The sequence below is a fragment of the Flavobacterium sp. WC2416 genome (genome assembly GCF_041200095.1).
In the GTDB taxonomy this organism is placed as follows: Bacteria; Bacteroidota; Bacteroidia; order Flavobacteriales; family Flavobacteriaceae; genus Flavobacterium.
Window position 1 is genome coordinate 596,767 of sequence record NZ_CP165626.1, and the last position, 12,265, is coordinate 609,031.

The following is a 12,265-nucleotide window of genomic DNA, read 5'->3' on the forward strand; positions in this document are numbered from 1 at the left end:
TTTGAACCACATTAGGAATATAAGGTGATTTAAGGTTTGTGTTTAACCATTTTGAACCAAATATTTTATAGGTAATTTAATCTTCTAGATATCTATATTTTTCATTCACATATGTTTTTTGCCCTTCTTTGAAAAGATGTGTTACATTAAAATTGAGCATTAGTCCTATAGGAACTTCTAAAAGTTTCATATAGGTTAAAATTTGAGCTTCATGGATGGGTAAAACTTTTTCTACTGCCTTAAGTTCAACAACCAAACAATTTTCAATTAATAGATCACATCTTAATCCTGTTTCAAGTTCTAAACCTTTGTAATTTACTGGAATCTGTAGTTCAGTTTGAAAATTACAGTCTCTAATTGTCAATTCTTTTTTTAAACAACTGTGATAAACACTTTCCAAAAGACCTGGCCCAAGATGTTTGTGAACTTCTATAGCACAACCGTTTACTTGGTATATTAAATCTTTTAGGTACGTTTTTGTCATAAATTTTCAAGAATTTATTTTTAAAACTATAAGCAACAACTTATATGAACTTATATGCCTTACATGGTTCTTTTTAAAACTTATATGTTTAAATTATCCTTTTTTGGCATCGAATGCCAATGCATACATTTTAATATTTTTTATCATCGACACTAAGCCATTAGCTCTAGTAGGTGATAAGTGTTCTTTTAATCCTATTTCGTCAATAAAACCCATATCGGCAGCAATGATATCTGCAGGAGTTTGGTTTGAAAAAACTCGAATTAATATGGCAATAATTCCTTTGGTTAAGATTGCGTCACTATCAGCAGTGAAAACCACTTTATCGTCATTTTGTTGTCCCTGTAACCACACTTTTGATTGGCAACCTTTAATCAAATTATTTTCGGTTTTGAACTCGTCTTTAATTAATGGTAGGTTTTTCCCTAGATCAATGATGTATTCGTAGCGTTGCATCCAGTCATCAAACATGGAAAATTCGTCTACTATCTCTTCTTGTATGTCTTTAATTTTCATCCTTTTGTTTTGCAAATGAATTTATTTTATTCACTAATTTTTTAATCTCAAACGGTGGAAATCCATGATCGAAACTAGGTGATTCATAGGAGATTCCTTTGTAGGTTATTTTTATATTGGCAATGGCAGCACCATCATACAATCGTTTTTCTGTTGGTGATTTTAAATCTTTAATTTCATCTAGATTTACATCTTGGAATAAATCAATTAACTCTTTCCAATCGGTATCCGAAATTTTAGTTGGTTCTATTTTCTCTTTTCCAGAACGGTCATTGGAAATAAAAACCATTTGTTTCTCGATAGTTATCTTTTGATAAAAACCTCTAGTGTTTGCTACATACTCAATTACAGCAGTTTCAATGTCTTGTTTTTTGTCGCCTTCACATCCTTTTCCAAGAAAAAGAGTTAAAAATAATAAGGAAAGTATTTTCATATTTGATGTATTAAGATAACATTGTTTGCGCTCTTTTTACCGCTTCAACCATCGCGTCAATCTCTTCTTTAGTATTATAAAAAGAAAATGAAGCTCTAATTGTCCCCGGTATTTTGAAATAATTCATGATGGGTTGCGCACAGTGGTGTCCTGTTCGTACCGCTATTCCTAATTTGTCAATTATCGTACCAATATCATAGGGATGAATTCCTTCAATATTAAATGAAATTACCGAAGTTTTTTCATTTGATGTACCAAAAATACGCAATCCCTCGATTTCTAACAATCGCTTGGTTCCGTATTCTAGTAATTCTAATTCTTGTCTTTGAATGTTGTCAAACCCTACTGCATTCATGTAATCAATAGCAGTTCCTAACACAATTCCACCAGCGATATTGGGTGTTCCTGCTTCAAATTTATGAGGCAATTCGGCATAAGTAGTTTTTTCGAAAGTTACTTCCTTGATCATTTCACCACCACCTTGATAAGGAGGTAATTTATTCAACCATGCTTCTTTTCCGTATAAAATACCAGTTCCTGTTGGCCCACACATTTTGTGTCCAGAGAAAACATAGAAATCACAATCTAATTCCTGAACATCTGGTTTTAGATGTGGAACCGCTTGAGCACCATCAATCAAAATAGCAGCACCTACTTGATGCGCTTTTTCAATCATATATTTAACAGGATTCACCGTTCCCAAAGCATTCGAAATATGATTTACAGTGACAATTTTGGTTTTGTCTGACAACAATTTGTCATATTCCGCCATAATCAATTCGCCTTTGTCATTCATAGGAATCACTTTTAGCGTGGCTCCTGTTTTCTCACATAACATTTGCCATGGCACAATATTGCTATGGTGTTCTAATGCAGAAACTAAAACTTCATCTCCTGGTTTTAAAATGGAAGCAAATCCATTTGCGACTAAATTAATTCCAAAAGTCGTTCCTGAAGTAAAAAGTACTTCATGAGAAAATTTGGCATTGATATGATTTTGCACTTTGCCACGAGAAATCTCATAAGCATCAGTTGCCAATTGGCTTAAAGTATGAACCCCACGGTGAATGTTGGCATTGATTTCCTGATAATATTTGGAAATAGCGTCAATTACAATTTGTGGTTTTTGTGAAGTTGCTCCGTTATCGAAATAAACTAATGTTTTTCCGTTTACTTTCTGAGAAAGTATTGGGAAATCGGCTCTTATTTTTTGAATGTCTAGCATAATTATTTAGAAAAATTCTAAATACAAAAGTACTAAAAACTAAATTGTTTTAACCATCATTTTTAGATTTTCATTCCTGCTTTTTTGGGTTTCTATTTTAAAATAAATTAATGAAGTCGTGCCAAAAAAAGAATTAAATTGCAGAATAAACAATTCATATAATATGAAAAAAGTATTCAAACTTGTTGGTTTTGCCTCATTTGCAGGTGTTTTTTATATCGGGTTCACGACTTATCCTAAATTGGATTTGATTTCTGGTTTTTCAGCCAAAAGTATTGCCTCAGGACATTTTATCGATAATCGTTCTCAAGTAATGATTGAGAAAGGGGATAATGATATCAATTTAATTGACTTGGCTAGTAATGAAATTGATCAAAAAGACAATTTTGCGACCGCTTCTGTTTACGGATTGAAAGAACGTAAAGCGATTTATAGACCGGGTTTGGGCGCTACTTTGATTGATGATAATTTTGATGCTACTAAACCTTATGAGGTTCCTAAAAGGACTTTTGTAAAAAATAATTTATCCTTTCCATATGGAAATAACGAACCAATAGATACTGTTTTTACCGATGTAGATTATACTAAATTGAACGCTGCTGTTGCTAATGCTTTTGATAAAAAAGGAGCGATCGAAAAAAGGACGCGATCAATATTAGTGATTTATAAAGATAAAATCATAGCCGAAAAATACGATACTGGTTTTACTAAAGACAGTAAAATTCTGGGTTGGTCGATGACCAAAAGTATTACGGCAACTTTATTTGGAATTCTTGCTAAAGAAGGAAAGTACAATATTAATACACCTGCTCCCATTGCTGAATGGAAGAATGATGATCGTAAAGTAATTACGACCAGTGATTTATTGCACATGAATTCGGGATTGGCTTGGGAAGAAAATTACAGCACGATTTGTGATGCTACAAAAATGCTGTTTCTAGCCGAAAATATGGGTAGGGTTCAGCTCGAAAAACCCGTAGCTTTTAAACCTAATTCACATTGGAATTATTCATCGGGAACAACAAACTTGCTATCTTATATTTTAAGAAATCAATTTAAAACGCATCAAGAATACCTAGATTTTTGGTACGCTGCCTTAATTGATAAAATAGGAATGAACTCGATGATTGTTGAAACCGATATGGCAGGAAATTTTGTGGGTTCCTCATATGCTTGGGCAACAACACGTGATTGGGCTAAATTTGGCTTATTATATTTACATGAAGGAAACTGGAACGGTGAACAGTTGTTTGATACTGGTTGGGCTCAATATGTTGCTACACCTACTAATGGATCAAGAGGAGATTATGGAGCCCACTTTTGGTTGAATGCTGGTGGTCGTTATCCTGATGCACCAAAGGATTTATACTCGGCTAATGGATTTCAAGGGCAAAAAGTATTTATTATTCCGTCACTTGATTTAGTAATTGTGAGAATGGGATTGACTGAAGATGCTAAATTTGATGTTAATGGTATGTTGAAAGGGATAATTGGGAGTTTTAAGAAGTAATTATTAACCGCAAAGACACTAAGTAAAAAACGCAAAGCTTAATGTTTTTTAGCCCCGATAGCAATGAAAATCCTTTTATTGTTTTTCTTTAAAACAATAAAAGATTGTAATGTATAGCGGGAAAAGCTTCGAAAGAAGAAAAATTACAAAGGGCGCAAAGTTTAAATAACTCTGCGCCCTTTGTGTATTCCTTAGCATGCTTTGCGGTTAAAAACTACAAATCAAAACCTATTTTCACGCCTAGTTTGTTGGCGATAATTTTGGTGATTCGTTGTTTTAATTCTGGTATTTTGATATTTTCAATTACGGCATTTGAGAATGCATACATCAATAAAGCTTTGGCTTCTTTTTTAGGAATTCCACGTGCCTGCATATAGAACATCGCTGTTTCGTCTAATTGCCCTACCGTACAACCGTGAGAACATTTTACATCATCAGCAAAAATTTCCAATTGTGGTTTTGCATTTATGGTTGCTTTGTCACTCAATAAAATGTTGTTGCTTTTTTGGAAAGCATTTGTTTTTTGAGCGTCTTTTTCTACATAAACTTTTCCGTTGAAAACACCTGTAGAACGATCCGAATAGATTCCCTTATAATCTTGGAAACTCTCGCAGTTTGGAGCTGAATGTTTCACTAGAGTATAATGATCCACGTGTTGCTTCTCACCAATAATCGTGATTCCGTTTAAAGTACTGGTCAAACGTTCACCAAAATGATAGAAATTCAAGTTGTTACGCGTTAAATTCCCTCCAAAAGAGAATGTATGCACTGATACATGGCTTTCTTTTTGTTGAGAAACGTAGGTGTTATCGATTAGATTAGCAGTCAGATTGTCATTTTGGATTTTGTAAAAATCTACAATTGCACGTTTTTGAGCAAAAATCTCGGTAACCGAATTGGTTAAAACAGGATTGTCATTCAAACTTTGATGACGCTCGATAATTTGCACATGAGAATTTTCCCCTACAATCACCAAGTTTCTTGGTTGTGTCATCAAGGCAGCTTCAGAACCAGTAGAGAAATACATGATTTCAATCGGTTTATCAGCCACTTTGCTTTTTGGGATATTGATATATGCTCCCTCATTGGCGAAAGCCGTATTCAACGAAGTCAAACTATCGTCTTTGCTGGCAATTTGGTTGAAGTAGGTATCAATAACCATTTTGTATTTTGGTTTAGTCAATGCTGATGCCATCAAGCAAACGTCAATTCCTTCGTGAGTTGTTGATGATAAATGCGAACTGAAGATACCGTCAATAAACACTACTTTGTAAGTATCTATTTCGTGTAAAAAATATTTTTTTACATCCGAATACTGAATGTTACTTTCTGTTTTTGGAAAAACGGTAAAGTCATTTTTTAGGATGGCGTTTAGCGAAGTATATTTCCAAGCTTCATCTTTTTTGGTTGGGAAACCTTTATTTTCAAAGTTTTTTATCGCTTCTGTACGTACATCATGAAGTTCAGAGTGAACATCGATGCGCTCTTCAAAAGCCATAAAAGACGATACTAATTTTTCTTTTAAATCCATTTTTATATTTTTTGTTTAAAGTTTAAGGTTTAAAAGTTTAAAGTTGTTTTGAAGTAACTTTAAACTTTAGACTTTAAACAAATTTTAGTTTTCTGCTTTAATCCAGTCGTATCCTTTTTCTTCTAGCTCGTGTGCTAGTTCTTTTCCACCTGATTTTACAATTTTACCATTGTATAATACGTGAACAAAATCAGGAACGATATAATCTAATAAACGTTGGTAGTGCGTGATTACTACGATAGCGTTTTTATCACTTTTCAATTTGTTAACTCCATTTGCAACGATACGTAAAGCATCGATATCTAATCCAGAATCGGTTTCATCAAGAATAGCCAATTTTGGTTCTAACATTGCCATTTGGAAAATCTCGTTACGTTTTTTCTCTCCACCAGAAAATCCTTCGTTAAGAGAACGAGATAAAAATTTACGGTCAATTTCTAATAATTCTGATTTCTCACGAATTACCTTCAACATTTCGTTAGCTGGCATTTCGTCTTGTCCTTTTGCTTTACGTGTTTCATTAATAGCCGTTCTCATGAAGTTCGTTACCGACACTCCTGGAATTTCTACTGGATATTGAAACGAAAGGAAAACTCCTTTGTGTGCTCTTTCTTCTGGAGCTAGTTCCGAAAGGTCTTCACCGTCTAAAGAGATTTCGCCTTCAGTAACTTCGTAAGTTTCGTTTCCTGCGATGATAGATGCTAGGGTACTTTTTCCAGCACCGTTTGGTCCCATTATTGCATGAATTTCTCCTGCTTTTACTTCAAGATTAATTCCTTTTAATATTTCTTTGTCGCCTATTGAAGCGTGTAAATTTTTTATGCTTAACATCCTTTTTTAGTTGTTTAAAGTTTAAAGTTTAAAGTTCTTGTGTTTACTGAAACTAGGTTCCTTTAAAATCTTTCTTGTTTAAATATGATATAAAATTGTTTATTTTTCTACTTAAATTTTCGAAGTCAGTTTTTAAAATTCCAAACTTAACAACGTCGATATAATTGTAATCTAGCACTCGGTATAATTGCGATCTTGTTTCTCCAGCGGATCCTTTTGCAATAGACAAAAATTGTCTAAATTCTAAATTTCCATTTCTTTCAAACCCTTCGGCAATATTATCCATTACGGAACCAGATGATGCTTTTATTTGATCTCTAAACCTGAAATCATTTTTCAAATCGGTTTCTACAGTTATCAAATGAATTTCTTTGGCTAGTCGTCTTGCTTCTTTCCAAATTTCTAAATCTTCAAAACGTGTAATTGCAGCCATTTATTTTTGTTTAAATTTTAACGGTTAAAGTTACTCATAAGTTGCTCAACTTTAAACCTTAAACTTTAAACTAATTTTTAACCTACACTTCCTTCTAAACTAATTTCAAGTAATTTTTGTGCTTCAACTGCGAATTCCATTGGTAACTTGTTCAAAACCTCTTTACTGAAACCGTTTACGATTAAAGCAATTGCTTTCTCCGTTGGAATTCCACGTTGGTTGCAATAGAAAACTTGGTCTTCACCAATTTTACTAGTCGTAGCTTCGTGTTCTATTTTGGCTGTTGGATTTTTACTTTCTATATATGGGAATGTATGCGCTCCACAATTGTTACCCATTAATAGGGAATCACATTGCGAAAAGTTACGTGCATTATCCGCACGTGCGCTAATTTGTACTAATCCTCTATAACTGTTTTGTGATTTTCCAGCAGAAATTCCTTTAGAAATAATAGTCGATTTAGTGTTTTTACCTAAATGGATCATTTTAGTCCCCGTATCGGCTTGTTGGAAATTATTGGTAACAGCAATCGAGTAAAATTCTCCTACTGAATTGTCTCCCTTTAATATCACTGATGGATATTTCCAAGTAACAGCAGAACCTGTTTCTACCTGTGTCCAAGAGATTTTTGCGTTTGTTTCGCAAATTCCTCTTTTAGTCACAAAATTGAAAACTCCCCCTTTACCTTCTTTGTTACCAGGATACCAGTTTTGTACGGTTGAATATTTAATTTCAGCATCTTCAAGGGCAATCAATTCAACTACAGCTGCGTGTAATTGGTTTTCATCACGGCTTGGAGCGGTACAACCTTCTAGGTATGAAACGTAACTTCCTGCATCAGCAACGAGTAATGTTCTTTCAAACTGTCCTGTTCCTGCTTGATTAATTCTAAAATAAGTCGAAAGTTCCATTGGACAACGAACCCCTTTTGGAATATAACAAAAAGATCCATCAGAGAATACAGCCGAGTTTAATGCGGCGTAAAAGTTGTCTTTTTGTGGAACAACAGTTCCTAAATATTTACGAACTAATTCTGGATGCTCTTTTATAGCCTCAGAAATACTCATAAAAATAATTCCTTTTTCTCCTAATGTTTTCTTGAAAGTAGTCGCTACTGAAACAGAGTCAACCACGATATCCATGGCTACATTATTCATCATCTTTTGTTCGTCAACTGAGATACCTAACTTTTTATACATTTCTAAAAGTTCAGGATCTACATCGTCTAATGTTTTATTAGGATCTACGGCTTTTGGAGCTGAGTAGTAGGAAATCGCTTGAAAATCTGGTTTTGCATAATGTACGTTTGCCCATTCTGGTTCGGTCATTTCTTGCCATGCACGAAATGCTTCAATTCTCCAGTCGGTCATCCATTGTGGCTCTCCTTTTTTATGGGAAATAGCGCGAACAATATCTTCATTTAAACCAATAGGAAACGTCTCCGATTCCAAATCAGTATAAAATCCATATTCATATTCTTTAGTTTCGAGTTCGATTTTTAAATCGTCTTCTGTGTATTTGCTCATTCTTATTTAAAGATTTAAAGATTTAAAATTCAAAAATTGAATAGTGACCTTTATTATTTGTGTCTTAAAGTTTTAGAGTCTAAATTTTCAATATCAATCAAAGCCTTTTGACTTTATGACTTTTAACTTTCGACTATAGGGAGAAACTTTCTCCACATCCACAAGTTCTAGTTGCGTTTGGGTTATTGAAAACAAACCCCTTCCCATTTATTCCTCCTGAAAACTCTAAAATGGTTCCAGCTAAATAAAGGAAAGATTTTTTCTCTACGGCGATAGTTATTTCGTTGTCTATGAAAATTTTATCTTCTTCGTTTTTGGTTTTGTCAAATTTCAAATCATAAGACAAACCAGAACATCCGCCACTTTTCACACCTACTCTTACGTAGTCTGTAGCAGCATCAAAACCGTCCTCTTTCATCAAATCGACGATTTTCTTTTTGGCAGTATCAGAAACCTTTATCATTGTTATATTGATTTTGTCTAAATTAACCACAAAGATAGTATATAAAAACCTTTTTCCATAATTGATAACATTTTTATAACTAATGTCAAAATAGAAAAAAGCTATGTTAAAGCGGAAATAAAAATCAATATATTTAACAAATATTTTTTTGTACAAAAAACCTTGTTATTAATTTACTAAAACTATTATGGAAGAAACTTCACAAACAGGAAAAAATTATAAGCTTGATTTTCAAGGAAAAGGGAATGAGTTCTTTGGAATTATAATTATAAACTGGCTTTTAACAATTTGTACACTTGGCATTTATTATCCTTGGGCAAAGGCTAAAAAATTACAATTTTTATATGGACAAACGTCCTTAAATGGAGATGCTTTTGCTTTTCACGGTACTGGAAAAGAAATGTTTAAAGGTTTTTTGAAGGCTATATTGTTGTTTTTGATCTTAGGAGGGATATTTGGATTTTTTATGTATTTGCAAATGCCTTTAGTGGGATTGCTTTTATTTTATTTTGGAATTTTCGCCATTTTGCCTTTGGCAATACATGGGTCGTATCGCTATAGAATGTCTAAAACTTCTTGGCGAGGGATTCGTTTTGGATATCGAGGAGATAAACAAGAATTAGCCATAAATTTTGTCAAATGGATTTTCTTGACGATAATTACTTTTGGTATTTACGGACCTTGGATGAGTATTAATTTGAGAAAATATTTAGTTGGGAATGTTCGTTTTGGTGACGCTGAGTTCGATTATAGTGGAGATGGTTCGGATTATTTTATATTGAATCTTAAAGGCTATTTCTTATCAATTTTCACTCTTGGGATTTACTTTTTTTGGTGGCAAAAGGATCTTTTTGAATACTACATTGACAACCTAACAGTTAACAAAGAAAATAAAGAAATACGTTTAAATTCAACGGTAACAGGTGGTGGCTTCTTTAAATTGGCAATCGTAAATTTGGCGATTATTGTTTTTACACTTGGACTAGGTTATGCATGGGCGGTGACAAGAACGTTAAATTATATTTTCAATAATATTCAATTAGACGGGAATATCGATTTAGATGCGCTTAATCAAACAGAAGAAAATTATAAAGATGCAACTGGGGAAGATTTAAGTGATTTCCTCGATTTAGATTTTGTTATGTAAGCCAATGAAAAATCAAGCAACAGGAATTTTCTATGATGGAAATTCATCGGTGCCACAGGAAGTGGTATTTCTTTTTGACTCTAATGCAGCAACACTTGTTTTTGAAGCATCAAATGGAACTACTTATCAATGGAAATGCAGCGAAATAGGATTCGAAAAAACAGGTTCCAAATTGAGTTTTCGTCACAAAGTAGAAGTTTCCCAAAATGGATATACTACTGATTCGAAATTTATAGACGAAGTACTCACTTTTACAAAGAAAAAGGGACAATATGATTGGTACCAAAATCTTTTGAATTTAGGGACTACAATTCATCTAGGACTAGCAGTGGTTATTCTTGCAATTATAGGGTTATGTTATCTTTATGCCATTCCCTGGGTTGCTGAAAAATCAGTTGTTTTGATACCTGAAGAATATGATACTAAACTAGGAGATACTTTTTTTGAACAAAATGTTATTTTTAGCTCCATTGACTCTTCTAAAACAAAGGCTCTAAATGAGTTTGCCAAAGAATTAAAATTAAACAATACAAAAAAGCTGAAGTTCTCCGTTGTAGATTCTGAAATTGTGAATGCTTTTGCACTTCCTGACGGCAATATTGTTGTTTATACAGGGATATTGGATTCGATACAAAACTATGATGAGCTAGTGGGTTTATTGGGCCATGAAGCGGCACATGTAAACCACAGGCATTCCATGAAAATGTTATGCAGGAATTTATCGGGTTATTTGTTTGTTTCGGCAATTTTGGGAGATGTAAACGGGATTATGGCCACTATTGGGAACAACATAAATAGTTTACAATCGCTTTCTTTCTCTCGAGAATTTGAGCACCAAGCCGATGTTGAAGGATTTAATGTGTTAGTTATTAATAAAGTTAATCCCGTGGGAATGACTAATTTATTTAAACGATTGGAGAATAAAAACTACATTTCCGTTCCGCAGTTCTTAAGTTCGCATCCTATGACTGAAGATAGAATTACATTTATGGAGAAAATGATTAAAACAAAAACGTTTCAGATAGTGGACAATCAAACACTAAAAAATTTATTTCAAAAAATGAAGAAGTAATTTTTCAAAGGTTTATAATGTACAACCTCAATTTAAAGTTTAAGTTACTTTAAAATTGGGGTTTTGTTTTTTAAGTTTAAGAACTAGATTTAATTGAAAGTTAAATACAGTCTTACTTTGATTAAAGAAGTGAAATTTACTTAAATTGCAAGACTTATTTGGTTTTGTATTTAGATTCTCTTACAACCATATAATTTATTAACCTTTCAAATCCTAAAAATGAAATTATATCCTATAGAAACTGGTAATTTTAAACTGGACGGTGGCGCTATGTTTGGTGTTGTTCCCAAAACAATTTGGAATAGAACCAATCCCGCTGATGAAAACAATTTAATTGATATTGCTGCAAGATGCTTGCTTATTGAAGACGAAAACCGATTGATTTTGATTGATACCGGAATGGGGAACAAGCAATCCGAGAAGTTTTTTGGGTATTATTCGCTTTGGGGTTCTCATTCTATGGATAAATCTTTGGCTAAATATGGTTTTCATCGTGATGATATTACAGATGTTTTTATGACACACTTGCATTTTGACCATTGTGGCGGAAGCGTGCAATGGAACAAAGATAAAACGGGTTATGAACCTGCGTTTAAAAATGCCAAATTCTGGTCGAATGAAAATCATTGGGAATGGGCAACAAAACCAAACCCAAGAGAGAAAGCATCGTTCTTGTCTGAAAATATTTTACCAATGCAGGAAAGCGGGCAATTGAATTTTATAAAAAGACCTGAAGGTGATTTTCTTGATAAATCAGAGTTGGGTTTTGGGATATTCTTTGCAGATGGTCATACGGAGAAACAGATGATTCCTCACATTCAATATAAAGATAAAACAATCGTTTTTTGTGCTGATTTATTGGCTACAGCAGGACACATTCCAGTAGCTTATGTTATGGGATATGATACCAGACCATTATTAACGATGCCCGAAAAAACTAAATTCCTAAATGCAGCTGCTGATAATAATTTCTATTTATTTTTGGAACACGATGCTCATAATGAAATTATAACAGTGCAACATACGGAGAAAGGCGTTCGATTAAAAGATGTTTTCAGTTGTGAGGAAATCTTAAAATAGTGTTAATCTGCCTA

General features: G+C 33.3%; 13 protein-coding genes. 4 read left to right on the top strand and 9 right to left on the bottom strand.

The features are described 5' to 3' along the window. Positions 1-76: 76 nt before the first annotated feature. From AB3G39_RS02605 to AB3G39_RS02620, 4 genes are all read right to left on the bottom strand, one after another. The gene (locus AB3G39_RS02605) at positions 77-484 is read right to left on the bottom strand and encodes a GxxExxY protein (protein WP_367772666.1); all 408 of its coding nucleotides are present in this window, start codon (positions 482-484) and stop codon (positions 77-79) included. Positions 485-577: 93 nt separating this feature from the next. After that, complete coding sequence (locus tag AB3G39_RS02610) at positions 578-1,000, bottom strand: SufE family protein (RefSeq protein ID WP_367772664.1); 423 nt, start codon at positions 998-1,000, stop codon at positions 578-580. Then, positions 990-1,433, bottom strand: a complete 444-nt coding sequence (locus tag AB3G39_RS02615; RefSeq protein ID WP_369765940.1) for a hypothetical protein — start codon at positions 1,431-1,433, stop codon at positions 990-992. Before AB3G39_RS02615 ends, AB3G39_RS02610 begins: the two co-directional genes overlap by 11 nt. 10 nt (positions 1,434-1,443) lie before the next feature. Next, positions 1,444-2,658 carry an aminotransferase class V-fold PLP-dependent enzyme gene (locus AB3G39_RS02620; RefSeq protein ID WP_369765941.1) on the bottom strand — a complete coding sequence of 405 codons (1,215 nt, stop codon included), beginning with the start codon at positions 2,656-2,658 and terminating at the stop codon, positions 1,444-1,446. A gap of 163 nt (positions 2,659-2,821) precedes the next feature. Between AB3G39_RS02620 and AB3G39_RS02625 the strand changes: the two genes are divergently transcribed. Next, complete coding sequence (locus tag AB3G39_RS02625) at positions 2,822-4,168, top strand: serine hydrolase domain-containing protein (RefSeq protein WP_369765942.1); 1,347 nt, start codon at positions 2,822-2,824, stop codon at positions 4,166-4,168. Positions 4,169-4,382: 214 nt separating this feature from the next. Here AB3G39_RS02625 and sufD read toward each other — a convergent pair whose 3' ends face one another. From sufD to AB3G39_RS02650, 5 genes are all read right to left on the bottom strand, one after another. Next, on the bottom strand, positions 4,383-5,699 hold the full coding sequence (gene sufD / locus AB3G39_RS02630; protein WP_369765943.1) for a Fe-S cluster assembly protein SufD: 1,317 nt from the start codon (positions 5,697-5,699) through the stop codon (positions 4,383-4,385). 84 nt (positions 5,700-5,783) lie between these two features. Further along, on the bottom strand, positions 5,784-6,530 hold the full coding sequence (gene sufC / locus AB3G39_RS02635) for a Fe-S cluster assembly ATPase SufC (protein WP_367756053.1): 747 nt from the start codon (positions 6,528-6,530) through the stop codon (positions 5,784-5,786). Positions 6,531-6,582: 52 nt separating this feature from the next. Then, entirely contained in the window at positions 6,583-6,963 is a 381-nt protein-coding gene (locus AB3G39_RS02640) for a four helix bundle protein (RefSeq protein WP_369765944.1), read from the bottom strand. 77 nt (positions 6,964-7,040) lie between these two features. Next, entirely contained in the window at positions 7,041-8,489 is a 1,449-nt protein-coding gene (sufB, locus tag AB3G39_RS02645; RefSeq protein WP_367756049.1) for a Fe-S cluster assembly protein SufB, read from the bottom strand. A gap of 133 nt (positions 8,490-8,622) precedes the next feature. Next, positions 8,623-8,952: a HesB/IscA family protein gene (locus tag AB3G39_RS02650; RefSeq protein WP_367772652.1), complete on the bottom strand. Its 330-nt coding sequence runs from the start codon at positions 8,950-8,952 to the stop codon at positions 8,623-8,625. A gap of 187 nt (positions 8,953-9,139) precedes the next feature. Between AB3G39_RS02650 and AB3G39_RS02655 the strand changes: the two genes are divergently transcribed. The 3 genes from AB3G39_RS02655 to AB3G39_RS02665 all read left to right on the top strand — a co-directional run bounded on the left by AB3G39_RS02655 (position 9,140) and on the right by AB3G39_RS02665 (position 12,251). Further along, complete coding sequence (locus AB3G39_RS02655) at positions 9,140-10,099, top strand: YjgN family protein (protein WP_369752823.1); 960 nt, start codon at positions 9,140-9,142, stop codon at positions 10,097-10,099. Positions 10,100-10,103: 4 nt separating this feature from the next. Continuing rightward, positions 10,104-11,171, top strand: a complete 1,068-nt coding sequence (locus tag AB3G39_RS02660; RefSeq protein WP_369769669.1) for a M48 family metallopeptidase — start codon at positions 10,104-10,106, stop codon at positions 11,169-11,171. A gap of 219 nt (positions 11,172-11,390) precedes the next feature. Next, on the top strand, positions 11,391-12,251 hold the full coding sequence (locus tag AB3G39_RS02665; RefSeq protein WP_369765946.1) for an MBL fold metallo-hydrolase: 861 nt from the start codon (positions 11,391-11,393) through the stop codon (positions 12,249-12,251). Positions 12,252-12,265: the final 14 nt, after the last annotated feature.

Bases quoted from the DNA above. Each gene is read 5' to 3' on its own strand.
- AB3G39_RS02605 (WP_367772666.1), bottom strand. From the start codon at position 484: ATGACAAAAACGTACCTAAAAGATTTAATATACCAAGTAAACGGTTGT.
- AB3G39_RS02610 (WP_367772664.1), bottom strand. From the start codon at position 1,000: ATGAAAATTAAAGACATACAAGAAGAGATAGTAGACGAATTTTCCATG.
- AB3G39_RS02615 (WP_369765940.1), bottom strand. From the start codon at position 1,433: ATGAAAATACTTTCCTTATTATTTTTAACTCTTTTTCTTGGAAAAGGA.
- AB3G39_RS02620 (WP_369765941.1), bottom strand. From the start codon at position 2,658: ATGCTAGACATTCAAAAAATAAGAGCCGATTTCCCAATACTTTCTCAG.
- AB3G39_RS02625 (WP_369765942.1), top strand. From the start codon at position 2,822: ATGAAAAAAGTATTCAAACTTGTTGGTTTTGCCTCATTTGCAGGTGTT.
- sufD (WP_369765943.1), bottom strand. From the start codon at position 5,699: ATGGATTTAAAAGAAAAATTAGTATCGTCTTTTATGGCTTTTGAAGAG.
- sufC (WP_367756053.1), bottom strand. From the start codon at position 6,530: ATGTTAAGCATAAAAAATTTACACGCTTCAATAGGCGACAAAGAAATA.
- AB3G39_RS02640 (WP_369765944.1), bottom strand. From the start codon at position 6,963: ATGGCTGCAATTACACGTTTTGAAGATTTAGAAATTTGGAAAGAAGCA.
- sufB (WP_367756049.1), bottom strand. From the start codon at position 8,489: ATGAGCAAATACACAGAAGACGATTTAAAAATCGAACTCGAAACTAAA.
- AB3G39_RS02650 (WP_367772652.1), bottom strand. From the start codon at position 8,952: ATGATAAAGGTTTCTGATACTGCCAAAAAGAAAATCGTCGATTTGATG.
- AB3G39_RS02655 (WP_369752823.1), top strand. From the start codon at position 9,140: ATGGAAGAAACTTCACAAACAGGAAAAAATTATAAGCTTGATTTTCAA.
- AB3G39_RS02660 (WP_369769669.1), top strand. From the start codon at position 10,104: ATGAAAAATCAAGCAACAGGAATTTTCTATGATGGAAATTCATCGGTG.
- AB3G39_RS02665 (WP_369765946.1), top strand. From the start codon at position 11,391: ATGAAATTATATCCTATAGAAACTGGTAATTTTAAACTGGACGGTGGC.